Genomic DNA, 24,187 nt, shown 5'->3' with positions numbered 1-24,187 from the left:
GAAGCTGACCGCTTCTGTTGCTTTCCGGAAGCTGACCGCTTCCGTTGCTTTCCGGAAGCTGACCGCTTCCGGCCCCACGATCTCGCCGCCCTCAGCCGATGCCGAGGGCGGCCAGCACGCGGGCGGGGGTGATCGGCAGTGAAGTGATCCGCGCGCCGCGCGGCGAGAGCGCGTCGTTCACCGCGTTCAGCACCGCGGCGGCGGCGGCGGCAGTGCCGGCCTCGCCCACGCCCTTGGCGCCGATATGGCTCTCCCGCGTCGGCGTGCAGACATGGCCGATCACGATGTCCGGCATCTCGGCCGCCATCGGCACGAGATAATCCGCCATCGTCGCGTTCAGCATCTGCCCCTCGGAATCGTAGCGGCATTCCTCGAACAGCGCCGCCCCCAGCCCCTGCACCACGCCGCCGCGAATCTGCTCGTCCACCAGCAACGGGTTGATGATCGTCCCGCAATCCTCGACCACGTAGTGCTTCAGCAGCCGCACGAAACCGGTCTCGGCGTCCACCTCCACCACCGAAGCCTGCACCCCGTTGGTAAAGGCGAACGGATAGTCCCGCGGCACGTAATGCCGGCTCGCGACCAGCGCCGGCTCCACCCCAAGCGGCAGCGTGTCGGGGCGGAAATGGGCGATGCGCGCCAGCTCGGCGAGGCTCATCCGCTCGGCCCCGCCCGCCGCGTCCACGATCACGCCATCCCTGATATCGAGCGCCTCCGGTGCGGCCTGCAGGATGCTCGCGGCCAGCGCCAGCACGCCCTGCCGCAGCGCAGATGCGGCGCGAAACGCCGCCTCGCCGCCCACCCCCGCCCCGCGCGAAGCCCAGGTGCCGCCGCCATAGGGTGTGGCATCGGTATCGCCGAGCTTCACCAGCACCCGCGCCGGGTCCACCCCCATCGCCGCGGCCGTCACCTGGGCGAGCATCGTCGTCGTCCCCTGCCCCTGCTCGGTGGTGCCGGAGAGCAGCACCACGTCGCCGGCCGCATCCAGCCGCGCCGTCGCCCCGTCCTGCGCCGCGATCCGCGCCCCGCCAACGCCGTAGAACGCCGCCCCCGGATTGGTGATCTCGATGAAACTCGCAATCCCGATGCCCCGCCACACCCCGCGCGCCCGCTGCCCTGCCTGCTCCGCCCGCAGCGCGTCGTACTCCATCAGCCGGACCAGCTCGTCGAGACAGGCATGGTGCGACAGCGCCTCGAACCTCATCCCCGCCGGCGAGACGCAGGGATAGGCGTCGTCGGCGATCAGGTTGCGCCGCCGCATCTCGACCGGGTCGATTCCCCGCCGCCGCGCCGCCTCGTCCACCAGCGCCTCGGTCACCGCCGTCGCGATCGGATGCCCCACCGCGCGATATTGCGACATCATCGCCTTGGTCTGGAACACCACCCGCGCCCGCGCCGCGTAATGCGCGAACGCATACGGCCCGCCGACCAGGTTGATCACCTGGTTCGCCTCCACCGCCGAGGTGCGCGGATAGGCCGAATACGGCCCGACCCCGGTCAGATCATCCACCGCGAACCCCTCGATCCGCCCGTCCGCCGCAACCCCGATCCGCGCCGAAACACAGTGCCCGCGCGCATGGATATCGCCGGTGAAACTCTCCAGCCGGTCGGCCACGAACCGCACCGGCCGGCGCAGGATGCGGCTCGCCGCCACCGCCGCCATCTCGTCGGGATAGACATGGATCTTGATACCGAACGACCCGCCGACATCCGGCCCGATCACCCGCACTTGCCGCTCGGCAAGGCCGAGCAGTGTCGCCAGCACGGTCTGGAACATGTGCGGCACCTGGGTGCCGAGATGCACGGTCAGCCGCTGCTCGCCCTCGTTCCAGTCCGCCACCAGCGCGCGCGGCTCCAGCGTCACCCCGGTATGACGGGCGAAATCGAACTCCAGCGCCACGCGCTCCGCCGCCGCGTCGACCGCCGCCGCCCCGCCGCCCGCCTCGATCGTCCGCGCGAAGGCGAGATTGTCCCCGAGTTCGGGATGGATCGCCGCCGCCCCCGGTGCCAGGGCGTCCAGCGGATCGACCACCGGCGGCAACGGATCGTAGTCCACGACAATCCGCTCCGCCGCATCCTCCGCCTCGGCCCGGCTCGCCGCCACCACCATCGCCACCGGCTCGCCCTGGAACCGCACCCGCCCGCGCGCCAGCGGATATTGCGGCGCCGATTTCAACCCCTTGAGATGGGTCAGCACACCGACCCACGGCGCGCACCGCCCCTCCAGCGCCGCCGCGTCGAACACGCCGACCACGCCCTGCATCGCCCGCGCCGGCGCGAGGTCGATCGCCCTGATCTGCGCATGCGCGTAGGGCGATCGCAGGAACGCCGCATGCACCATGCGCGGCAGCGCGATGTCGCTGGCGAACAGCCCGCGCCCCTGGGTCAGCCGCCGCGCATCCGGCCGCGCCATCGCCCGCCCGATCGGCCGGTCGGCGCCGTTCATGCCGCCCTCCGCGCCCGCGCCGTCGCCTCGACCGCGTCGATGATCGCCTCATACCCGGTGCAGCGGCAGTAATTGCCCGAAAGATGCGCGCGGATCGCCGCGCGGTCGGTCGGATCGGGCGCATGGGCGAGGAAATCCGCCGCCGCCAGCATCATCCCCGGCGTGCAATAGCCGCATTGCAGCGCATTGCGCCGCCAGAACGCCTCCTGCAAATCCGCCAGCTCGCCCGAATCCGACACCCCCTCGATGGTCTCGACCACGCACCCCGCCGCCTGCACCGCGAGCACGAGGCAGCCGCGCACGATCGCCCCGTCCAGCCGCACCGTGCAGGCGCCACACACGCCATGCTCGCAGCCGAGATGCGTGCCGGTCAGGCCGAGCCGCTCGCGCAGGAAATCGGCGAGATGCAGCCGCGCCGGCACCTCGGCCTCGATGCGCTCGCCATTCACGATCAGGGATATCGCCGTCATGGAGCCAGACATTCCTTCATCACCCGCCGCAGCAGCACCCGCGCCAGGTGCAGCCGCACCGGCGCCGAAATCTCCGGGTCCGCATGCGCCGGCAAATCCTCCGCGAGTGCCGCGCACGCCGCCTCGATCCCCGCAACCCCGTCTGCAAGCGCGCGCTCCGCCGCCGGCGCGCGCAGCGCCGCGTGGCCGACCGCGAAGAACCCGAGCCGCACGATGCGCCCCTCGACCGCGGCGGCGAGCCCGACCAGCGCGTAATCCCCGTGCCGCCGCGCCAGCTCGGCGAAGCCATGCAGCCGCCCCTTCACCAGCGGAATCTCCACCGCGGTGAGAATCTCCCCCGGCTCCAGCGCCGTCCCGAACAATCCGGTGAAAAAATCCGCCGCCGCGATCCGCCGCGCGCCGGCTTTCCCCTCGGCGATGATCGTCGCATCGAGCACCAGCATGCAGGCCGGCAGTTCCGCCGCCGGATCGGCATTGGCGAGGCTGCCGCCGATGGTCCCCCGGGTGCGGATCGCCGGATGCGCGACATGGGCGAGCGCGGTTGCGATCAGCGGCGCATGGGCGGCGATCTCGGGGGCTTCGAGCAGCATCGCATGGGTGCAGCCGGCGCCGATCCGCAGCATCGTCGCCGTCACCTCGATCCGCCGCAGCGTCTCGATCCGGCCGATATCGACCAGCAGGCTGGGCGCCGACAGCCGGAAATTGAGCGCCGGCAGCAGGCTCTGCCCGCCGGCCAGCAGCACCGCCCCCTCGCGGGCGGCAAGCAGGCCGATCGCCTCGGCGACCGACCCGGCACGAACATAATCGAATGGAGCAGATTTCATGACATTTCCGTCCGAAACCCTGTCCCATCGCGGCGGGCGCGTCAATCGCCCCGCCGCCACACCGCGCTCACCTCAAGGGCTGGCGGCAGCGATCCTTCAGCATCCACAGCGCCACGAGCGACATCGCGCACCCCACCAGCAGATAGGCGCCGGCGGCGAGCTTGAACCCGGTCAGCCCGATCAGTGCTGTGGCGATCAGCGGCGCGGTCCCGCCGCCGATCCCGAGCCCGACATTGAACGCCAGCGAATAGCCCGACAGCCGGTATTCCGAGCGGAACTGCTCGGAGAGCATCGCCGGCGCCACCCCCATGATCGCGCCGAGCAGCAGGCCCGAAATCACCTGGGCGATGGCGAACGGCGTCATCGCGTGCTCCGCCATCGCGAAGAACGGCAGGGCCAGCACCAGCAACAGGCCGAAACTGCCGATGAGCCAGGAGCGGCGCAGGATCCAGTGATCCGTCAGCCAGCCCGCAAGCGGGATCAGCACCAGCACGAACAGCTGCGTCACGGTGACGATCTCCAGGGCCCGGCTGTCCGAAATCGCGCCGAACTTCGCCCCGAAGGTCGGCAGGAACACGAGGGTGAGATAATCCGCCACGCCATAGCCCCAGGTGAACAGCATCGCCAGCAGCATGATCCTCGGGCTGCGGCGGAACGCCTGGCGGATCGGCAACTCGTCGTCCTTCGCCGCCTTGTCCGGCTCGTAGCCGGTATCGGTCAGCCGCGAGCGCACCAGATAGGCCAGCACCGCGAGCACCCCGCCGGCCAGGAACGGCAGCCGCCAGGCCCAGCCCTGCACCGCATGGTTCCCGGCGAACAGCGTGGTCAGCGCGGCGAAGCCGGCGGCGAGCAGATAGCCCCCGGTCGAGCCGAAATTGGCGAAACTGCCGGCAAAGCCCCGCCGGTTGGCAGGCGCGGTCTCCACCAGATACGACACCGAGCCGGTGAACTCCCCGCCCACCGACAGGCCCTGGAACAACCGCACCACCAGCAGCAGCACCGGCGCCCAGAAGCCGATCTGCTGATAGGTCGGCAACAGCCCGACCGCCGTGGTCGCCAGCCCCATCATCACCACCGAGGTCACCAGCACGGTCTGCCGCCCCACCCGGTCGCCCAGATGGCCGAACAGCACGCCGCCGATCGGCCGCATCATGAACCCGATGGCAAAGCCGCCATAAGCGCCGAGCAGCGAGGCGATCTTGTCGGCCGAGGGAAAGAACAGGCTGCCGATCATCGGCGCGAGATAGCCGTAAAGCCCGAAATCGTACCATTCGAGCACATTGCCGATGGTCCCGGCGCCGAGATTGCTGAGCGAGAGCGTGTGGTGCTGCTTGAGCCGCCCGGATTGTGGAGAGGGTGTGGCGGCGGCGGATGCTTGTTGCGACATGTGAGGCCTCGCTTTCAGTCGGCCCGCAACGGCGGCGGCCCGCCAGTGAGAGCGGCGCGGCGCAGGCCGGACGGGTCTTGGGTTGCGGCCGGATGAACGACATGGCGTCACTCCGGCGCCGGTCCCCGCGGGGACGACCGGCCCGCCGCGCACCCTCAACCGGGACGAGCGGCGACTCGCGTTTCAGGCGCCACGAACCGGCGCCGGAGAATGTTTCTTCCGCTTACGATATGGCCCCACACAAGCAACCCGCAAGAAAAAAATGCAGTATCCATGCCATTTTTATCACGGTATCGGGAAAATGTCTGTATTCTCCTTAATCTTTTGGAAGCGATCGCAACCTCGAAGCCGCCGCCTCGTAAAGATCGGCGCTTCGCCTCACTCCGGCAGATAGACGCTGGCGATCAGCCCCTTGCCGCCCGGCCGGTTCGCCAGCGTGATGTCGCCGCCATGCGCGCGGATCGCGTTGCGGGCGATGGCCAGCCCCAGCCCCGAGCCGCCGGTCTCGCGGTTGCGGCTGGTCTCCAGCCGGCGGAACGGCTCGAACACCCGCTCCAGCTCGCCCGGCGGCACGCCCGGCCCGTCATCCTCGATATCGATCCGCATCGTGTGCCGCTCGGCCCGCTGCAACGTCACCCGCGCGGCCTGGCCGTATTTCACCGCATTGCCGATCAGGTTGGCGAAAGCCCGCTTGAGCGCCAGCGGCCGCCCGCGGATGGTGACATGATCCGGCCCCTGATACCGCATCCGCCGCGCCGCCCCCGGCGCGATATCGGCGGTCTCGTCGATCACCGTGCGCAGCAGGATCGCGAGATCGACCGGGACCGACGCCTCAGTCTGCGCCACGTCGCGGCCAAAGGCGATGGTCGCGGCCAGCATCGCCTCCAGCTCGGCGAGATCGGCGAGGATCTTGTCCCGCTGCGCGTCATCCTCCAGGAATTCCGCCCGCAGCCGCAGCCGCGTGATCGGGGTCCGCAAATCATGGCCGATCGCGGTGAGCAGGAAGGTCCGGTCCTCGACGAAGCGGCGGATGCGCGCGGCCATGGTATTGAAGGCCAGCGCCGCGGTGGCGATCTCCACCGGCCCGCGCTCCGGCAGGGCGGGCGCGTGGGCGATGTCGCGGCCAAGCTGCTCCGCCGCCGCCGCCAGTGTCCGCACCGGCGCCGTCAGCCGGACCACCCCCCAGAAAATCAGCAGCCCGCCCAGCACGAACATCACCAGGAAGGCGCTGGCGAAGCCCGGCTGCTCCCAGGGCGGGCTCGGCCGGAACGGGCTGCGCACCGTCAGCCAGTCCGGGCTGTCGGGCAGCTGGAAACTCAGGATCAGGGTGGCGGGCGACATGCTGCCGCGCATCACCACCTGGCGCGGCTGGAGGAATTCCGGCGTCGGAAAGGCGAGCAGCGAGCCCTGGATCATCTGCCGCGTCGGCAGCGGCAGGGTGAAACTGCCGATGAAGGGCGGGCTGGCGTCGAGGCTCACCCGGTCGCCCCCCTCGCCGTTGATGGACGCGACGATCGCCGCCCGCCGGTCCGGCGGCGCGCCCGCCACCCGCCGATAGATCGCCCCGTCCCGCGAGGCGATCGCCCGCTCCGCCACCACCCGGTTCACGTCGATCTGGTTGAGCACATGAATGCCGAGGCCGACCGCCTGGATGACCGAGAAGCCGACCAGCAGCGTGAGCCCGGTGCGCCAGGCAAGGCTCGCCGGCCAGAACCGGCCGGGCCGCCACCATCCTGGCCTCATGACCGCTCGACGGCAGCAGCCAGGACATAGCCGCCGCCGCGCACCGTCTTGATGATCTGCGCGCGGCGGCCGTCATCCTCCAGCTTGCGCCGCAGCCGCGAGATCGCGACGTCGATGGCCCGGTCGAACGGCCCCGCCTGCCGCCCGCGCAGCAGGTCGAGCAGCATGTCGCGCGTCAGCACCCGGTTGGGCCGGTCGAGCAGGGCGAGCAGCAGGTCGTATTCCCCGCCGGTCAGCGGCACCTCGATCCCGTGCGGGTCGACCAGCCGGCGCCGCGCGGTCTCCAGCGTCCAGCCGGCGAAGCGGTAATGCCGCGCCGAGGTCTCGTGCCCGTGCGCGTCGCCCTCGCCCACCCGGCGCAGCACGGCGCGAATCCGCGCCACCAGCTCGCGCGGGTTGAACGGCTTGGTCACGTAATCATCGGCGCCGAGTTCGAGCCCGATGATCCGGTCCGGCTCCTTGCCGAGCGCCGTCAGCATGATGATCGGCACCTGCGAATCCTCGCGCAGCCAGCGGGCGAAATCGATTCCCGGCTCCCCCGGCAGCATCAGGTCGAGCACGACGAGCTGGTAATGCCCGTTGAGAAAGGCCCGCCGCGCCTCGCGCGCATCGCGCACGGCGGTAACGCGGAAGCGCTGGCGTTCGAGAAACCGCGCCAGCAACTCGCGGATGTCGTGGTCGTCATCGACCACCAGAATATGGGGCATTGTCTCCATGGCTGTTACAATAGCCGAATTCGTTTCGCCTTGGGGCAAGTGTTGCATTTCCTTACGCAATTCCGGCACCCCGCATGGGCCGAAATTTCACTTGCAGCGGCGAGGCGATGGCCCTATGTCGCGCCTCACGCAGCAACGCACGTGCCTCTGCCTCCCATCGGGGGTTACGCAACGACGTCAAGCGTTCTGGCAACTGCCGGCCCTCGTGCCGGTTCCGTCTGGTCGCTGGTTCGTTCGACCGTTTCGCAACCCGCCGCGCGCCCCCGGGCGCCTGGCCCCGAGACTTGCAAGGGAGAGGGCAATGACCCCCAAGCTCGCCCGTTTTCTCGATTCCGGCATGGTGTCCACGCCGGCGATCCTGGTCGATCTCGACCGCGTCGCGGCGAATTTCGCCGCCCTGCGCGCCGCCCTGCCCGACGCCGCGATCTACTACGCGGTGAAGGCCAACCCCGCCGCCCCGGTGCTCGATCGTCTGGTCGGCCTCGGCTCGCGCTTCGATGCCGCCAGCATCGAGGAAATCCGCGCCTGCCTCGCCGCCGGCGCCACCCCCGGCGCGATCAGCTTCGGCAACACGGTCAAGAAGCGCACCGCCATCGCCGAGGCGCATGCAAGCGGCGTCGATCTCTTTGCCTTCGATTCCGACGAGGAGCTGGACAAGCTCGCCGAGGCCGCGCCCGGCGCAAAAGTCTATTGCCGCCTCGCCGTCAGCCAGGACGGGGCGGACTGGCCGCTCTCGCGCAAATTCGGCACCAGCGGCGATCATGCGCGCGCGCTGCTGCTGCGCGCCGAGGCGCTCGGCCTCATTCCGTGGGGCGTCTCCTTCCATGTCGGCAGCCAGCAGACCGGCGTGGGCGCCTGGCGCACCGCGATCGGCCAGGCCGCCGCCGTGTTCACCGACCTGCGGGCCCGCGGGATCGATTTGCGGCTGCTCAATCTCGGCGGCGGCTTCCCGACCCGCTACCGCGACGACATCCCGCCACTGGGCGATTTCGGCGCCGCGATCATGGATGCCGTGCGCGAGGCCTTCGGCAACAACCTGCCGGACCTGCTGATCGAGCCCGGCCGCGCCATCGTCGGCGATGCCGGGGTGGCGGTGAGCGAAGTGGTGCTCGCCTGCACACGGCACGAGGATGAAGGCCGCCGCTGGGTCTATCTCGATCTCGGCCGTTTCGGCGGCCTCGCCGAAACCGAGGGCGAGGCGATCCGCTACCGCATCACCGCCCCCGGCGTCGCCGGCGCCGACGCGCCTTCCGTGCTCGCCGGGCCGAGCTGCGATGGCGTGGACGTGATGTACCGCAACACGCCCTGCCCGCTGCCCGCCGCCCTCGCCGCCGGCGACCGCGTGCTGATCCACGAGGCCGGCGCCTACGTGACAAGTTACGCAAGCCAGGGGTTCAACGGTTTTCTCCCGCCGGAAGAGCACTATCTATAAGCCAGCCGCGCTGCCCGATGTCCGGGCGGCGCGTTATTGTAACCAGCGCTCAGGGAGAGCTTCATGACTGACCAGATCACGACCACCATCGGCAGCATCGACATCAAGGCCGCCGACGGTTCGGGCGCGTTCAAGGCCTACACCGTCACCCCGTCCGTCAAGCCGACCGGCGCCGTCGTGGTGATCCAGGAAATCTTCGGCGTGAACGACGCACTCCGCGCGACCTGCCAGGAAATCGCCGAGATGGGCTTCATCGCCATCGCGCCGGACCTGTTCTGGCGGCAGGAGCCCGGCGTCGACCTCACCGACAAGTCCGAGGGCGAGTGGAAGCGCGCCTTCGAGCTGATGAACGGGTTCGACCAGGACAAGGGGATCGAGGATCTGAAAACCACCCTCGCCACCGCCCGCGCCCTGCCGGGCTGCAACGGCAAGGTCGGCACCGTCGGCTTCTGCCTCGGCGGCCGCCTCGCGGTGATGATGGCCACGCGGTCGGACGCCGATGTGAACATCTCCTATTACGGCGTCATGCTCGACAAGCTGATCCCCGAATTCGGCAATATCAGCCGCAAGCTGGTGATGCACATGGCCGAGCTTGACGAGTTCGCCCCGAAGGACGCGCGCGACGCGGTGATGGCGGCAACCAGCGGCAACGCCCTGGTCTCCTCGCATGTCTATCCCGCCGTCCACCACGCCTTCGCCCGCGTCAACGGCGTGCATTTCGACCGTCGCGCCGCCACCATCGCCAATGGCCGCACCGCCGAGGCGCTGGTCGAGGCGCTGTCCTGACCATGCGGGGCGCGGCGCGGCACATCCGCCGTCGCGCCATGCTCGCCGGGCTCGCCACGAGCCCGGCCCTCGCCCACACCACCGCCCGCGCCGCAGCACCACCATCTCCCGGCGCCGCCATCGCTGCGGCACTCGACTCGCTTCCCGCCGGCCCTGCCCTGCTGGCGAGCTATCCGGACAGCGCGGCCAATAGCCGCTTCCCCGCCTTCTTCCCCGCCAATGACGGCGTCGCCTATGTCTATGACAACACCCTCGCCGGCCTCGCCCTCCTCGCCGCGGGCGATGCGCCGCGCGCCGCCCGCATCGCCGATGCCCTCGCCCTCGCCCAGGCGCACGACCCCGACCGCGCCGCCCCCCGCCTGCGCAACGCCTATCGCGCCGGGCCGATGCGCCTGCTCGACGGCGCCACCCCCCTGCCCGGCTGGTGGGATGCGGCGGGCGGCCACTGGGCCGAAGACCCCTACCAGATCGGCAGCGAAACCGGCCCGATCGCCTGGGCCATCCTGCTCTGGACCGCACTCGCCCGCGCCGGGGTCAACGCGGCGCAGTATCACGAGGCGGCGATGCGCGCGGCGGACTGGGTCGTCGCCCAGTGCCGCGCCCCGCGCGGCTTCACCGGCGGGCTCTACGGCTTCCCGCCGCACCCGCAACGCCTGGGCTGGACCAGCACGGAGCAGAACACCGATCTCGCGGTCGCCTTCGCCCGCCTCGGCCGGCGCGCGGAGGCCGCCCACGCCGCCAGCTTCGTCCGTGCGATGCGCGACCCCGCCACGGGCCTGTTCGCCACCGGCCTGCTGCCCGATGGGCGGATCAACCGCCTCGTCGCCGCCGATGCCTGCCTCTGGCCGCTCCTCGCCGGCCTCGTGCCGCCAGCCGACCGCGCCGCCAGCCTCGCCTCCTGCCTCCGGGCGCTGGGCCACCCCCGCAACCGCCCGGCCGGGCTCGGCTTCAGCGCCGCCAGCCAGGGGATCTGGACCGAAGGCACCGCCTTCGCCCTGCTCGCCCTGCGCACCGCCGCGCCATCACAAGCCGCGCGCTTCCGCGAGTCGTTGCAAGCAGCGCGCACCCCATCCGGCGTCCTGCGCGCAACCGCCGCCGCCGCGCCGCTCGCCACCGGCCTGACCACCGGCCCCGGCCCCGGCGCCGATCCCTTCGTCTACGAGCCGGTCCCCGCCCTTGCCCCGACCGCCTGGGCCGCCCTCGCCGCGCGCCACTACAACCCGCTCGCCGCCTGACCGCCGCCTATTGGCGATCAGAGCATCATCCGATCCCGTTGGGTCAGATATCATGCTCTGTCATATCGATGATCGAACCGCTTGCGCCTTCATCATTTTTGCTGTTTTTATCCTCAAACATTCGCGTGTTGCATTTTATTTATTTAAGCTACGAAAGTATTCCAGATGGCAGAATCTGCCGACATTTTATTGCGCCTGCCCCCCACCCAACGACCCGCCTGGGCGCTGTTCGACGCCGAATGGTATCTCCGCGCCCACCCCGAGCTGCCCTGCGGCAGCAACCCTGACGCTCTGCTCGACCATTACCTCGCCATCGGCGCGCGCCAGGGCCACAGCCCGAGCCCGCTGTTCGACGAGGCGTTCTATCTGGCGCGCAACCCGGACGTCGCCGTCCTGGTGGCCGAGGGCGACTACCGCTCCGGCTTCGACCATTTCTGCCAGTTCGGCCATCGCGGCCTCTCCCCGCACTGGCTGTTCGACGACACGCTCTACGGCGAGCTCTACCCCGACATGGCGCTCGACAATCTCGACAAGTTCAACATTCGCGGCCGCTACGACCACTGGCTGAGCTGGGGCCAGCGGGAACTGCGGCTCAGCCATTTCCTGTTCGACGGCAATCTCTACCGCAAGCAGGTCGAGGAAGCCGGCGGCAATCTTGCCCGGCTCGACGAGCTTGGCCCCTTCGTCCACTACCTCTACACGCTCGGCACCGGCGCGGCCGAGCTGCCCGCCTCGCCCTATTTCGACCCCGACTGGTATCTCGCCGCCCACGAACAGGCCCGCGAGGACATCGCCGGAGGCCGCGCAAGCAACGCGCTGCACCACTACATCACGAGCGGCGAAGCCGCCGGGCTCGACCCCGTCGCCGAATTCTCCGAGAGCTACCATCTCGACACCTATGACGACATCGCCGCCGCGGTGCAGGCAGGCGCGCTGCGCAGCGGCTTCCACCATTTCCTCCGCTACGGCGCGCTCGAACTGCGCCGCCCCCGCGCCGACATCGATCTCGTCTATTACCGCGACACCCATGCGCGCGTCCGCGCCGACCTCGAAGCCGGCACGGTGCGCGACGCCTTCGCCCATCTGCGCCTGATCGGGCTGAAGGAAGGCCTCGGCCACTGCCCGCCCGAACGCGTGCCCGACCTGCCGGAGAGCGCCACCCGCCAGCTCTTCGAGCTGCGCGCCCGCAACCATGCCGCCCTGTTCGCCCGCCAGCGGATCGACTTCACCGTGACCGGCACGCCGGATGTCGCGGTCATCATGGTGGTGCACAACAAGTTCGACCTGACGATGCAGGCCCTCGCCTCGCTGCGGGCCAATTTCGCCGGCCAGATCGAGCTGGTGCTGGTCGACAATGGCTCGACCGACGCCACCACGCGGATCGAGACCTTCCTCCGCGGCGCGCATATCATCCACGATCCGGAAAATCCCGGCTTCCTGCTCGCCTGCAACCGCGCCCTCCGCCACGTCACCGCCCAGGCGGTGCTCTATCTCAACAACGACATCGAACTCGGCTACGCCGCGATCGCCACCGCCCTGCGCCGCCTCGCCACCGCCGCCACGATCGGCGCGGTCGGCGGCAAGGTCATCCGCACCCATGCCCATTTGCAGGAAGCCGGCTCGATCATCTGGGCCGACGGCTCCACCCAGGGCTATTTGCGCGATGCCTCGCCGCTCGCCCCGGAAGCCAATTTCGTGCGCGACGTCGATTTCTGCTCCGGCGTCTTCCTCCTCTGCCGCACCGACCTGGTCCAGCGCCTCGGCGGCTTCGACGAGGACTACAAGCCCGCCTATTACGAGGAGGTCGATCTCTGCGTGCGGATGATCGAGGCCGGCTTCCGCATCGTCTACGACCCCGACGTGACGATCCATCACCTCGAATACGGCAGCTCCGCCAATACCGAGGCCGCAGCAAGGCTGATGCGCCGCGGCCGCCGCGTCTTCGTGGAAAAACACGCAGCCTTCCTGCGCCGCCAGGCGGACGCCAAAACCCCCGGCAGCGCCGTTCGCGCCCGCGCCCGCAACGGCGCCGGCCGCCGCCTGCTCTTCATCGAGGACACCGTGCCCGTCCGCCATCTCGGCTCCGGCTTCGTCCGCGCGAACGACGTGGTGCACGCCATCGCCGCCGCCGGCTGGCAGGTCTCCGTCCTGCCGATCAACGGCGCCCGCCACGACCTGATGAGCCAGTTCGGCGACCTGCCCGAAACCGCCGAGGTGCTGCACGACCAGACCATCCTGACCCTGCCCGCCCTTCTGGCCGACCGCCCGGGCTTCTACGACGCGCTCTGGATCTCCCGCGCCCACAACCTCACCCGCATCGCCCCCATCCTCGCCAAGGCCGGGATCGACCCGGCAAAAACCCCCTTCGTGCTCGATACCGAGGCCGTCGCCGCCACGCGCGAGGCCGAGGCCGCCGCCCTGCGCGGCGACAATGATTTCGACCTCACCGCGGCCATCAACGCCGAAATCGGCGAGGCCAGGGTCTGCCGCCACCTCACCGCCGTGAACGAGGCCGAAGCCGCCTTGCTGCGCGGCGTCGGGCTGCCGAGCGTCTCCGTGCTCGGCACCATCCGCGACCTCGCCCCCACGCCCCGCCCCTTCGCCGAACGCGAGGGCCTGCTCTTCATCGGCAGCATCCACCGCGAGGACAGCCCGAATCTCGACAGCCTCCGCTGGTATCGCGACGAGATCCTCCCCGCCCTGCGCAAGGTGATGGACAACCCGCCGCGCCTCACCTTCATCGGCTACACCGCGCCGGATCTCGACCTCGCCGAACTCGAAAACATCCCCGGGCTGACACTGCGCGGCATGGTCGCCGATCTCCGGCCCGCCTTCGACGAACACCGCCTGTTCATCGCCCCCACCCGCTTCGCCGCCGGCACGCCCTACAAGGTCTACGAAACCGTCTCCTACGGCCTGCCCTGCGTCGCCACCGAACTGCTCTGCCGCCAGCTCGGCTGGACGGAAGGTCAGGAGATCGCCGCCGTCCCCGGCAATGATGCCGCCGCCTTTGCAAGGCAGATCGCGTCGCTCTACCGCAGCGAACCGCAATGGACCGCGATGCGCGACGCCGGGCTCCGCCGCCTCGCCGCCGAGAACAGCCGAGGCCCCTTCGAAGCCGAAGTGCGGCGCATCCTCGCCAGCATCGCCACCTGATCCGGGAGTCTTGCTGACAATCAGCGCGTCGTTATCCGATCAGATGCCGCCATCTGATCGGATGATGCTCTTGTTATCAACAAGATAGAGCACGACATCCGATCCTGATGGATCGGAACGTGCTCTAGAGCATCATCCGATCAGATGGAATCATCTGATCGGATAAAGATGCTCTTGTTATCAACAAGATAGAGCACGACATCCGATCCTGATGGATCGGAACGTGCTCTAGACCCTCCGGCTCACGCCGTCCGGTCGCCGGACTTTTCCCCCGCGCACGTCAGACCGTTTTTTTGCTCCGCCATCCGGTTGCCGGAGCAAAAATCCAGCTCACGCCGTCCGGTCGCCGGAGCAAAACGCCAGCGTGCGTCAGCCCGGCCGGCTCACGCCGTCCGGTCGCCGGAGCAAAACGCCAGCGTGCGTCAGCCCGGCCGGCTCACGCCGTCCGGTCGCCGGAGCAAAACGCCAGCGTGCGTCAGCCCGGCCGGCTCACGCCGTCCGGTCGCCGGAGCAAAACGCCAGCGTGCGTCAGACCGGCCGGCTCACGCCGTCCGGTCGCCGGAGCAAAACGCCAGCGCGCGTCAGACCGGCCGGCTCACGCCGTCCGGTCGCCGCCCGCGCCAATCGCCGCCTGCGCCGCCGCCAGCCGCGCCACCGGCACCCGGTACGGGCTGCACGACACGTAATCGAGCCCGATCTCCTCGCAGAACGCGATCGAGGCCGGATCGCCGCCGTGCTCGCCGCAAATCCCGAGCTTGAGCCCGGCCTTCGTGCTCCGCCCGCGCTCGGCGGCGATGCGGATCATCCCGCCGACACCCTCGATATCGATCGAGACGAACGGGTCCTTCGGCAGAATCCCGCTCTCGACATATTTCGGCAGGAACTTGCCGGCATCGTCGCGCGACAGGCCGAACACCGTCTGCGTCAGGTCGTTGGTGCCGAAGGAGAAGAAATCGGCCGACAGCGCGATCGTATCCGCCGTCAGCGCCGCGCGCGGCAGCTCGATCATCGTGCCGATGCTGTACTCCAGCACCCGCCCCGCCTCGTCGAACACGGCGGCGGCAATCCGCTCCACCTGCCCGCGGGTGATGTCCAGCTCGCGCTTCATCCCCACCAGCGGGATCATGATCTCCGGCACCGGAGCCTTGCCGGTCTCGGCCGCCACCTCCAGCGCCGCCTCGAAAATCGCCCGCGCCTGCATCTCGTAGATTTCCGGGAAGGAAATGCCGAGGCGGCAGCCGCGATGCCCGAGCATCGGGTTCGCCTCCGAAAGCTCGGCGGCGCGCTGGCGCATCGCGTCCACACTCATGCCGAGCGCCTGCGCAACCTCCTCCAGCTCCGCCTCGCCATGCGGCAGGAATTCGTGCAGCGGCGGGTCGAGCAGGCGGATCGTCACCGGCAGCCCCGCCATGATGCGGAACAGCGCGACGAAATCCTGCCGCTGATACGGCAGCAGCTTCGCCAGCGCCGCCCGGCGCCCGGCCTCGTCCTGCGCCATGATCATCTGCCGCACCGCGCCGATCCGCTCGGGATCGAAGAACATGTGCTCGGTGCGCGACAGCCCGATCCCCTCGGCACCGAACTTGCGCGCCGTCTCGGCGTCCAGCGGCGTCTCGGCGTTCGCCCGCACCCGCAGCCGGCGCACCTCGTCGGCCCAGCCCATCAGCTTGGCGAAATCGCCCGACAGCTGCGGCTCGATCATCGGCACGAAGCCGGTGAAAATCTCGCCCGTCGCCCCGTCCAACGTGATCGTGTCGCCCGCGCGCAGCGTCACCCCGCCGGCGGAGAGCGTCTTCGCACCGTAATCGACGTGAATGCCGCCCGCACCCGCAACACAGGGCCGCCCCATCCCGCGCGCGACCACCGCGGCGTGGCTGGTCATCCCGCCGCGCGTGGTCAGAATGCCGCGCGCCGCGTGCATGCCGTGAATATCCTCAGGGCTGGTCTCGATCCGCACCAGGATCACCGCCTCGCCCTTCTGTGCGCGCATCTCCGCCTCGTCGGCCGAGAACACGACGATGCCGGACGCCGCCCCCGGGGAGGCCGGCAGCCCGCGCGCCAGCAGCGTCTTCTTCGCCTTCGGATCGAGCGTCGGGTGCAGCAGCTGGTCGAGCGATTGCGGGTTCACCCGCGTCACCGCCTCGCGCCGGTCGATCAGCCCGGATTCCGCCATCTCCACCGCGATCCGCACGCTCGCCGGCGCCGTCCGCTTGCCGTTGCGCGTCTGCAACATGTACAGCTTCTGCTGCTGGATGGTGAATTCGATGTCCTGCATGTCGCGGTAATGCCGCTCCAGCGTCTCGCGCACCCGCACCAGCTCGGCATAGGCCGCCGGCATCGACTGTTCGAGGCTGATCTCGCCCGGCTTCGCATACGCGTTCGACAGCGGGCGCGGCGTGCGGATGCCCGCCACCACGTCCTCGCCCTGCGCGTTCGGCAGATATTCGCCGTAGAACTCGTTCATCCCGGTCGAGGGGTCGCGGGTGAAGCACACCCCGGTCGCGCAATCCTCGCCCATGTTGCCGAACACCATCGCCTGCACGTTCACCGCCGTGCCCCAGTCGGCCGGGATCTCGTGCAGCCGCCGGTAGGTGATCGCCCGCTGGTTCATCCACGAGCCGAACACCGCCCCCACGGCACCCCAGAGCTGGTCGTGCGGGTCCTGCGGGAAGGGCTTGCCGGTCTCGGCCTGCACGACTTCCTTGTAGGCTTCCACCACGCGATGCCAGTCCTGCGCCGAAAGCTGGGTGTCCTCGGTCGCGCCCTCATCGAGCTTCACGTTCTCGATGATCTCCTCGAAGCGGTGATGCGCCACACCGAGCACCACCGAGCCGTACATCTGGATGAACCGCCGATACGAATCCCAGGCGAAGCGCGAATCCCCCGCCCCCTCGGCCAGCCCCTGCACGGTGACGTCGTTGAGCCCGAGATTGAGCACGGTATCCATCATCCCCGGCATCGACACCCGCGCGCCCGAGCGCACCGAGACCAGCAGCGGGTTGTGCTTGTCGCCGAAGCGCCGCCCCACCTCCGCCTCGACCTTCGCCAACGCCGCGTCCACCTGCTCGCGCAACCCTTCCGGATAGGCGCGGTCATTGTCATAGAACGCGGTGCACACCTCGGTGGTGATGGTGAACCCCGGCGGCACCGGCAGGCCGATGCTCGCCATCTCGGCAAGGTTCGCCCCCTTGCCGCCGAGCAGGTTGCGCATCGCGGCCGAACCATCGCTGGCGCCGGGGCCGAAGCTGTAGACGAATTTGCTCATCGGGGCGTTACCCTTCCAGTTTCGAGAAATCGGCGACGCGGTGCATCACGTCGCGCAGGCGGGCGAGAAGTCGCAGACGATTGCGGCGTAATTCAGCACTGGTCGCATTCACCGTCACATGATCGAAAAACGCATCGACCGGCGCGCGCAGCGCCGCAAAACCGCGCATCGCGGCGGCGAAATCCTCGTCGGTCAGGCGCCGCACGGCCTCGCGATCGACCGCCTCCAGCGCATCCGCCAGCGCGATCTCCGCCGCCTCGGCCAGCAAGCCGGGATCGATGGTGCCCTCGTGCGGCCCGTCCTTCGCATCCTCGATCCGCAGGATGTTGGCACTCCGCCGATACGCCGCGAGCAGGTTCGCCCCGTCCTCGCTGGCCAGGAACGCCCCGAGCGCCTCGGTCCGCGCGATCAGCCGGGTCAGGTCGTCATCCCATGCGGTATCCAGAACGGCATTCAGCACGTCGAACCGCTTGCCCTCGCTTCTCAAAAGCACGCGCAAGCGATCAATGATAAAGTCAAAGATTTCAGGAACGCGTGAATTGATCTGCTTCCCGGAAGCTGGATCTAAGACTGTGCCCCGTCCACGAGCACTCAATCTTGCGCCAACTGGCACGTTCTGACTTTGGGCGTAGGCGATTGCCTTGTCAGTCGTCTTTTCTGCCGCCTCGAAACTGCTTTCGCTAATTCGCTCAACAGCCACGTCCAGAATCTGCCGCAGAGGCAGAGCAAAACGGTTCACCAGCACAATCCGGATCACGCCGAGAGCAGCACGGCGCAAGGCATAGGGATCGCCTGAACCCGTCGGCTTCTCGCCAATCACGAAGAACCCGGCCAGCGTATCGATCTTGTCCGCCAGCGCCACGGCGGCGGCGATCACGCCCGAAGGCACCTCGTCCGACGGGCCTTTCGGCTGGTAATGCGTGCGGATCGCCGCGGCGATCGCCTCGCCCTCGCCGGAGGAGGCGGCGTAATACCCGCCCATGATGCCCTGCAGCTCGGGGAACTCGCCGACCATCCCGCTCACGAGATCCGCCTTGCACAGCCGCCCGGCCCGCGCCGCCGCATCCGCCGCTGCCTGGTCGGCGCCCAGCGCCCGCGCAATCTCCCGCGCCAGCGCCTCGATCCGCCCGGCCCGCGCATGCTGGGTGCCGAGCTTCGCGTGGAACGTCACCGCATCGAGCTTCGGCAGCCACGAGTCCAGCCTCTGCTTGCGGTCCTGCGCCCAGAAATGCTCCGCATCCGCGAGCCTCGCCCGCAGCACCCGCTCATTGCCGGCGATGATCGCCGCCCCGCCGTCATTCGCCGCGATATTGGCGACGAAGGCGAAATGCGGCGCCGGGTTCCCCGCCGCGTCGCGCGTCGCGAAATAGCGCTGGTTCACCTTCATCGACAGTTCGCGCACCTCCGGCGGCAGCGCCATCTGCCCCGGATCGATCGCCCCGATCAGGCAGACCGGCCACTCAACCAGCCCCGCGACCTCGTCCAGCAGCCCCGCATCCTCGGCAACGCCGAGCCCTTTTTCCCCGGCCGCCGCGCGCAACCCGGCCCTGATCCGCTCCCGCCGCTCACCGGCGTCGACGATCACGAACCGCGCCCGCAGCTCCTCCTGCCATTGCGCGGCGGAGCGTACCCGGAACGCGCCCGGCGCCAGAAACCGGTGCCCCTCGCTCTCATCCCCGCTCGCAACCGGCCCGAGCGTGAACGGCACCACCGCGCCATCGAGCAGGCACACCACCCGGCGCAACGGCCGCACCCAGGTAAACGCCCCGCTCTGCCCCCAGCGCATCGATTTCGGCCAGCCGAACCCGGCCAGCGCCTGCGCGAATTCACCCGCGATCAGCTCGCCGGCCGGCCGCGACGGCAGGTTCCGCCGGAGCAGGAAATACCCATCCTCCTCGACCAGCTCTTCCCGCACGGCGCCATTCTTGCGCAGGAACCCCTCCAGCGCCTGCGGCGGTGCGCCGAGCTTCGGCCCGCGCAATTCGCTCGCCGACGCCGGCACCTCGGCCGCGATCGTCGCCGTCACCGCGATCCGCCGCGCGGCGCCAAACGACCGCACGTCGCGCGGCGACAGCGGCGCGAGCTGCGCACCCACCAGCTTCGCCAGCTGCTCCGCCGCCGCCTGCTGCATCCGCGCCGGAATTTCCTCGGAGAAAAGTTCGAGGAAGAACTCAGCCATGGTCTGTCTCCCCCGCGACCCAAACCTCCGCGCACGCCTTCGCCAGCGTCCGCACCCGGCCGATATAGGCGGCGCGCTCGGTCACCGAAATCACCCCGCGCGCGTCCAGCAGGTTGAACAGATGGCTCGCCTTGATGCACTGGTCATAGGCCGGCTGCGCCAGCCCCCGCGCCACCAGCGCCCCGCATTCCCGCTCCGCATCGCCGAAATGCCGCATCAGCATCGCGGTATCCGCCACCTCGAAATTATGCGCCGAATAATCCTTCTCCGCCCGGAGGAACACATCGCCATAGCTCAGCGCGTGCGGCCCCTCGGCGTCGTTGAAGCGGAGCGAATAGACATTCTCCACCCCCTGCACATACATCGCCAGCCGCTCCAGCCCGTAGGTCATCTCGAAGCTCGGCACATCCACCGCGATCCCGCCGACCTGCTGGAAATAGGTGAACTGCCCCACCTCCATCCCGTCGCACCAGATTTCCCAGCCGAGCCCCCAGGCGCCCAGCGTCGGGCTCTCCCAGTCATCCTCGACGAAGCGGAAATCGTGCCGCAGCGGATCGAGCCCGATCTCGCGGTAGCTCGCCAGCAGCAGCTCCTGCGCGTCCGCCGGCGAGGGCTTCATGATCACCTGGTACTGGTAATAATGCTGCAACCGGTTCGGATTCTCGCCATACCGCCCGTCCGAGGGCCGGCGCGAGGGCTGCACATAGGCCGCCGCCCACGGCTTCGGCCCGAGCGAGCGCAGCGTGGTCGCCGGGTGGAAGGTTCCCGCGCCCATTTCCATGTCGTAAGGCTGCAGGATCACGCAGCCCTGCCGGGCCCAGAACCGGTGCAGCGCGAGAATGATATCCTGGAAGCTCAGGGCGTGTTTCTGGTCTTGCATGGGTCCGTGATATGCAGCCGGGTCTGTCGCGGGCGTTTTCGCGATGCACCATTACGAGGCAAGGGGCATGAGAGCAAGATTTGGACAAGCCGAGCTGACCGGAATCGCGGTCGTGATCGCGCTTGCCGCCGCCGCGATCGGCTTCCGGATGGCGACGATCGAGCCCCGCGCCTATGTCGGCCTCTGCGCCGCCGCCCATGCCCCGCTGGTCTGCGCCCCACGCCAGGCCGTGCTCTGGCTGCAATACGAAGACCTGTTCGGCTTTCCCGCCCTGCTGCTCGGCCTGCTCGGCTTCGCCTTCGCCAGCCGCGCGCTCGGCGTCGCCGGCGCCGCCCTCGGCATCGTCGCCGTCATCAATTACAATGGCACCGAAGGCATCATCGGCGCCGCTCTCGGCCTCTGGGGCTGGCTCGAAGCCGCGATGCCGGCACGCCTCGACCGCGGAGAAGGACAACGCCATGCGCGCGAATAGCCACACCATGCTCGATTTCGACCTCGGCGAGGAGATCGACGCCCTGCGCGATACGGTCCGCCGCTTCGCCGACGCCGAAATCGCCCCCCGCGCCGCCGCGATCGACCGCGACGACGACTTCCCGGCCGATCTCTGGGCGAAACTGGGCGACATCGGCCTGCTCGGCATCACCGTGCCGGAGCAATATGGCGGCGCCGGCATGGGCTATCTCGCCCATTGCGTCGCGATGGAGGAAATCTCCCGCGCCTCGGCCTCGGTCGGCCTGTCCTACGGCGCGCATTCCAATCTCTGCGTCAACCAGATCCGCCTCAACGGCACCGACGCCCAGCGCGAGCGCTACCTGCCGGACCTCGTCTCCGGCCGCAAGGTCGGCGCGCTGGCGATGTCCGAGCCCAATGCCGGGTCGGACGTGGTCTCGATGCGCCTGCGCGCCGAAAAGCGCGGCAATTCCTACGTGCTGAACGGCACGAAAATGTGGATCACCAACGGCCCCGAGGCCGACACGCTGGTGGTCTACGCGAAAACCGACCCCGAAGCCGGCCCGCGCGGCATCACCGCCTTCCTCATCGAAAAAACCATGCCCGGCTTCTCCTGCGCCCAGAAGCTCGACAAGCTCGGCATGCGCGGCTCCAACACCGGCGAGCTGGTCTTCGAGGATTGCGTCGTCCCCGAGGCCAACGTGCTCGGCGGCGTCGGCCGCGGCGTCAACGTGCTGATGAGCGGGCTCGACTACGAGCGCGCCGTCCTCGCCGCCGGGCCGCTGGGCATCATGCAGTCAGCGCTCGACATCGTGATCCCCTATGTCCACGAGCGCGAGCAGTTCGGCCAGAAGATCGGCGAGTTCCAGCTCATCCAGGGCAAGCTCGCCGACATGTACGTGACGATGAGCGCCGCCCGCGCCTATGTCTACACCGTGGCGAAGGCGTGCGATCGCGGCCGGACCACCCGCAAGGACGCCGCCGGCGCCATCCTCTACGCCGCCGAGAAGGCGACCTGGATGGCGCTGGAGGCGATCCAGTGCCTCGGCGGCAACGGCTACATCAACGATTATGCCACCGGCCGGCTGCTGCGCGATGCGAAACTCTACGAGATCGGCGCCGGCACCTCGGAAATCCGCCGCATGCTGATCGGCCGCGAGCTGTTCAGGGAAACCGCCTGAGCCGCACGCCACGCTCGGGAAGAATTTGACGCCGGCGGAAAACTGCGGCACCGAACTCGGCCATGCGCCATTTCCTTGATTTCGAGAAACCGGTCGCCGAGCTTGAGGCCAAGATCGAGGAGCTGCGCCGGATGACCGATCCGGGCGGGCTCAACATCGCCGAAGAGGTCGTGCAACTGTCCGACAAGGCGGAGCGCCAGCTCCGCAACCTCTATGGCAAGCTCTCGCCCTGGCAGAAAACCCAGGTCGCCCGCCATCCCGAGCGGCCCAAGGCGCGCGACGTCATCGCCGGGCTGATCACCGAATTCACCCCGCTCGCCGGCGACCGCGGCTTTGGCGAGGATGCCGCCATCGTCGCCGGGCCGGGCCGCTTCCAGGGCGAGCCGGTCATGGTCATCGCCATCGAGAAGGGCTGGGATCTCGACTCGCGGCTGAAGCACAATTTCGGCTCGCCCCGGCCGGAAGGCTACCGCAAGGCGCGCCGCCTGATCGAGATGGCCGGCCGCTTCGGCCTGCCCATCCTCTCCTTCGTCGACACCTCCGGCGCCTATCCCGGCGTCGATGCCGAGGCGCGCGGCCAGGCCGAGGCAATCGCCCGCGGCATCGATGCCTGCCTCGCCGCCCCGGTGCCCTTCATCTCGACCATCATCGGCGAGGGCGGCTCCGGCGGCGCCATCGCCATCGCCGCCGCCGACGTGGTGCTGATGTTCGAACACGCGATCTATTCGGTGATCTCGCCCGAAGGCTGCGCCGCCATCCTGTGGGAAGACCGCGCCAACGCCGCCCAGGCGGCCGAGGCGATGAAAATCACCGCCCAGGATCTCAAGCGCCTCGGCATCATCGACCGTATCGTGGCCGAGCCGCTCGGCGGCGCCCATCGCGATCATGAAGCCGCGATCGCCGCCCTCGGCACCGCCATCGCCGAAGCCCTGCCCGGCCTCGCCGCCCTCGCGCCCGAGGCGCTGCGGGCGAAACGGCGCGACAAATTCCTCGCCATCGGCCAGGCCCTGCCGGCCTGACCGACTTTTATCCCGATCAGGCCCTGCCGGCCTGACCGACTTTTATCCCGATCAGGCCCTGCCGGCCTGACCGACCTGAGTCCACGTCAGGCCCTACCGGCCTGACCGGCTTGTATCCAGATCAGCCCGGCAGATGCTTGGCGATATAAGGCGGCAGCACGAAGCTCGCCGCGTGCATCTCGGGCGACCAGTATTCGGTGGTCCCGAGAATCCCCGCCGCTTCCGCCCGCGCGCGGATCGTCGCCGCCGGCAGACGGGTGAGTTCCTCGTCCTTGCCGGCCCAGCCCAGCGTCATGAACCCGCCGACATAGGTCGGCACCGCGGCGACATAGGCGGTCACGTGCGGAAAGAATTTCCGCCGCCGCGCCGAGGTCTCGCGCAGTTCGTCCGCCTGCATGAACGGCACGCCGCACTGGTTCACCACCAGCCCCCGCGCGGTCAGGATGCGCGCGCAATTGGCATAGAAATCATCGGTGAACAGCACCTCGCCCACCCCGATCGGGTCGGTCGAATCGACGATGATGACGTCGAAACTGGCATCCGCCGCCTTCTTCACGTAATCGATCCCGTCGCCGACGATCACCTCCGCGCGCGGATCGTTCCAGGCCTCGCCCGCGATCTTCGGCAGGAACTCCTTCGCCAGCCGGATCACCTCGCCGTCGATCTCGACCATCACCGCCCGCTCGACGCCCTTGTGCATCAGCACCCGCCGCAGCACGCCGCCATCGCCGGCGCCGATGATCAGCACCGAGCGCGCCGCGCCATGCGCCAGCAGCGGCACATGCGTCAGCATCTCCTGGTAGACGAACTCGTCGCCCTCGGTGATCTGCACGATGCCGTCCAGCATCATCACCCGTCCGTGAAACTCGGTCTCGAAGATCGCGATATCCTGGAAGTCGCTCTTCGTCCGCGCCAGCTCGCGCGTCACCCCGAAGCGCTGGCCCCAGAACGGATACAGCGTCTCGTTCACCCACATGTCGGTCATGCTCTCGCTCCATGCGAAAACACCGCCCTGCCG

17 protein-coding genes are annotated in these 24,187 nt (G+C 69.1%); 7 read left to right on the top strand and 10 right to left on the bottom strand.

All coding sequences use genetic code 11. The features are described from left to right. Positions 1–91 precede the first annotated feature (91 nt). The 6 genes from HUW10_RS12775 to HUW10_RS12750 form a co-directional block, all read right to left on the bottom strand. Entirely contained in the window at positions 92–2,446 is a 2,355-nt protein-coding gene (locus HUW10_RS12775; protein WP_174503859.1) for a xanthine dehydrogenase family protein molybdopterin-binding subunit, read from the bottom strand. After that, positions 2,443–2,916, bottom strand: a complete 474-nt coding sequence (locus HUW10_RS12770) for a (2Fe-2S)-binding protein (protein WP_174503858.1) — start codon at positions 2,914–2,916, stop codon at positions 2,443–2,445. The genes HUW10_RS12775 and HUW10_RS12770 overlap by 4 nt, the downstream gene beginning before the upstream one ends. After that, positions 2,913–3,740 (bottom strand): xanthine dehydrogenase family protein subunit M, encoded by an 828-nt coding sequence (locus tag HUW10_RS12765; RefSeq protein ID WP_174503857.1) that lies wholly within the window; start codon positions 3,738–3,740, stop codon positions 2,913–2,915. Before HUW10_RS12765 ends, HUW10_RS12770 begins: the two co-directional genes overlap by 4 nt. Before the next feature lie 67 nt (positions 3,741–3,807). After that, positions 3,808–5,127 carry an MFS transporter gene (locus tag HUW10_RS12760; protein WP_174503856.1) on the bottom strand — a complete coding sequence of 440 codons (1,320 nt, stop codon included), beginning with the start codon at positions 5,125–5,127 and terminating at the stop codon, positions 3,808–3,810. Positions 5,128–5,505: 378 nt separating this feature from the next. Beyond that, positions 5,506–6,870 carry an ATP-binding protein gene (locus HUW10_RS12755; protein ID WP_174503855.1) on the bottom strand — a complete coding sequence of 455 codons (1,365 nt, stop codon included), beginning with the start codon at positions 6,868–6,870 and terminating at the stop codon, positions 5,506–5,508. Beyond that, positions 6,867–7,586, bottom strand: coding sequence for a response regulator (locus tag HUW10_RS12750; RefSeq protein ID WP_174503854.1), 720 nt, complete (start codon positions 7,584–7,586; stop codon positions 6,867–6,869). Before HUW10_RS12750 ends, HUW10_RS12755 begins: the two co-directional genes overlap by 4 nt. Positions 7,587–7,887: 301 nt before the next feature. On the opposite strand from HUW10_RS12750, the gene HUW10_RS12745 reads away from it, so the two are divergent. The 4 genes from HUW10_RS12745 to HUW10_RS12730 all read left to right on the top strand — a co-directional run bounded on the left by HUW10_RS12745 (position 7,888) and on the right by HUW10_RS12730 (position 14,195). Further along, positions 7,888–9,018 (top strand): type III PLP-dependent enzyme, encoded by a 1,131-nt coding sequence (locus HUW10_RS12745; RefSeq protein WP_174503853.1) that lies wholly within the window; start codon positions 7,888–7,890, stop codon positions 9,016–9,018. Between the two features lie 63 nt (positions 9,019–9,081). Then, positions 9,082–9,804 carry a dienelactone hydrolase family protein gene (locus HUW10_RS12740; RefSeq protein WP_174503852.1) on the top strand — a complete coding sequence of 241 codons (723 nt, stop codon included), beginning with the start codon at positions 9,082–9,084 and terminating at the stop codon, positions 9,802–9,804. Between the two features lie 2 nt (positions 9,805–9,806). Beyond that, positions 9,807–11,039, top strand: coding sequence for a hypothetical protein (locus HUW10_RS12735; protein WP_174503851.1), 1,233 nt, complete (start codon positions 9,807–9,809; stop codon positions 11,037–11,039). Between the two features lie 165 nt (positions 11,040–11,204). Then, entirely contained in the window at positions 11,205–14,195 is a 2,991-nt protein-coding gene (locus tag HUW10_RS12730) for a glycosyltransferase (RefSeq protein WP_174503850.1), read from the top strand. 595 nt (positions 14,196–14,790) lie between these two features. Here HUW10_RS12730 and ppdK read toward each other — a convergent pair. The 3 genes from ppdK to HUW10_RS12715 are packed head-to-tail and all read right to left on the bottom strand — an operon-like array spanning position 14,791 to position 20,519. Further along, positions 14,791–17,460, bottom strand: a complete 2,670-nt coding sequence (ppdK, locus tag HUW10_RS12725; RefSeq protein WP_174503849.1) for a pyruvate, phosphate dikinase — start codon at positions 17,458–17,460, stop codon at positions 14,791–14,793. Between the two features lie 7 nt (positions 17,461–17,467). Continuing rightward, a complete protein-coding gene (glyS, locus tag HUW10_RS12720) occupies positions 17,468–19,639 on the bottom strand; it encodes a glycine--tRNA ligase subunit beta (RefSeq protein WP_174503848.1) in 2,172 nt (723 codons plus the stop codon). Then, positions 19,632–20,519: a glycine--tRNA ligase subunit alpha gene (locus tag HUW10_RS12715; RefSeq protein ID WP_174503847.1), complete on the bottom strand. Its 888-nt coding sequence runs from the start codon at positions 20,517–20,519 to the stop codon at positions 19,632–19,634. Before HUW10_RS12715 ends, glyS begins: the two co-directional genes overlap by 8 nt. A 67-nt stretch (positions 20,520–20,586) precedes the next feature. Between HUW10_RS12715 and HUW10_RS12710 the strand changes: the two genes are divergently transcribed. The 3 genes from HUW10_RS12710 to HUW10_RS12700 all read left to right on the top strand — a co-directional run bounded on the left by HUW10_RS12710 (position 20,587) and on the right by HUW10_RS12700 (position 23,169). Then, positions 20,587–20,991: a hypothetical protein gene (locus HUW10_RS12710; RefSeq protein WP_174503846.1), complete on the top strand. Its 405-nt coding sequence runs from the start codon at positions 20,587–20,589 to the stop codon at positions 20,989–20,991. Continuing rightward, positions 20,978–22,150, top strand: a complete 1,173-nt coding sequence (locus HUW10_RS12705) for an isovaleryl-CoA dehydrogenase (protein WP_174503845.1) — start codon at positions 20,978–20,980, stop codon at positions 22,148–22,150. The genes HUW10_RS12710 and HUW10_RS12705 overlap by 14 nt, the downstream gene beginning before the upstream one ends. A 62-nt stretch (positions 22,151–22,212) precedes the next feature. Next, entirely contained in the window at positions 22,213–23,169 is a 957-nt protein-coding gene (locus HUW10_RS12700) for an acetyl-CoA carboxylase carboxyltransferase subunit alpha (protein ID WP_174503844.1), read from the top strand. A gap of 121 nt (positions 23,170–23,290) precedes the next feature. Here the strand turns inward: HUW10_RS12700 and speE are convergent, their stop codons facing one another. Beyond that, entirely contained in the window at positions 23,291–24,154 is an 864-nt protein-coding gene (gene speE, locus HUW10_RS12695) for a polyamine aminopropyltransferase (protein WP_174503843.1), read from the bottom strand. Positions 24,155–24,187: the final 33 nt, after the last annotated feature.

Source organism: Acidiphilium sp. C61, from assembly GCF_905116885.1.
Classification (GTDB): domain Bacteria; phylum Pseudomonadota; class Alphaproteobacteria; order Acetobacterales; family Acetobacteraceae; genus Acidiphilium.
This window is presented reverse-complemented; position numbering and strand designations above follow the sequence as displayed.

Coding starts and splice junctions, on each gene's coding strand:
- HUW10_RS12710 (WP_174503846.1), top strand. CDS start 20,587: ATGAGAGCAAGATTTGGACAAGCCGAGCTGACCGGAATCGCGGTCGTG.
- HUW10_RS12755 (WP_174503855.1), bottom strand. CDS start 6,870: ATGAGGCCAGGATGGTGGCGGCCCGGCCGGTTCTGGCCGGCGAGCCTT.
- HUW10_RS12705 (WP_174503845.1), top strand. CDS start 20,978: ATGCGCGCGAATAGCCACACCATGCTCGATTTCGACCTCGGCGAGGAG.
- HUW10_RS12740 (WP_174503852.1), top strand. CDS start 9,082: ATGACTGACCAGATCACGACCACCATCGGCAGCATCGACATCAAGGCC.
- speE (WP_174503843.1), bottom strand. CDS start 24,154: ATGACCGACATGTGGGTGAACGAGACGCTGTATCCGTTCTGGGGCCAG.
- HUW10_RS12730 (WP_174503850.1), top strand. CDS start 11,205: ATGGCAGAATCTGCCGACATTTTATTGCGCCTGCCCCCCACCCAACGA.
- HUW10_RS12765 (WP_174503857.1), bottom strand. CDS start 3,740: ATGAAATCTGCTCCATTCGATTATGTTCGTGCCGGGTCGGTCGCCGAG.
- HUW10_RS12745 (WP_174503853.1), top strand. CDS start 7,888: ATGACCCCCAAGCTCGCCCGTTTTCTCGATTCCGGCATGGTGTCCACG.
- HUW10_RS12760 (WP_174503856.1), bottom strand. CDS start 5,127: ATGTCGCAACAAGCATCCGCCGCCGCCACACCCTCTCCACAATCCGGG.
- HUW10_RS12770 (WP_174503858.1), bottom strand. CDS start 2,916: ATGACGGCGATATCCCTGATCGTGAATGGCGAGCGCATCGAGGCCGAG.
- HUW10_RS12700 (WP_174503844.1), top strand. CDS start 22,213: ATGCGCCATTTCCTTGATTTCGAGAAACCGGTCGCCGAGCTTGAGGCC.
- HUW10_RS12715 (WP_174503847.1), bottom strand. CDS start 20,519: ATGCAAGACCAGAAACACGCCCTGAGCTTCCAGGATATCATTCTCGCG.
- HUW10_RS12735 (WP_174503851.1), top strand. CDS start 9,807: ATGCGGGGCGCGGCGCGGCACATCCGCCGTCGCGCCATGCTCGCCGGG.
- HUW10_RS12775 (WP_174503859.1), bottom strand. CDS start 2,446: ATGAACGGCGCCGACCGGCCGATCGGGCGGGCGATGGCGCGGCCGGAT.
- glyS (WP_174503848.1), bottom strand. CDS start 19,639: ATGGCTGAGTTCTTCCTCGAACTTTTCTCCGAGGAAATTCCGGCGCGG.
- ppdK (WP_174503849.1), bottom strand. CDS start 17,460: ATGAGCAAATTCGTCTACAGCTTCGGCCCCGGCGCCAGCGATGGTTCG.
- HUW10_RS12750 (WP_174503854.1), bottom strand. CDS start 7,586: ATGGAGACAATGCCCCATATTCTGGTGGTCGATGACGACCACGACATC.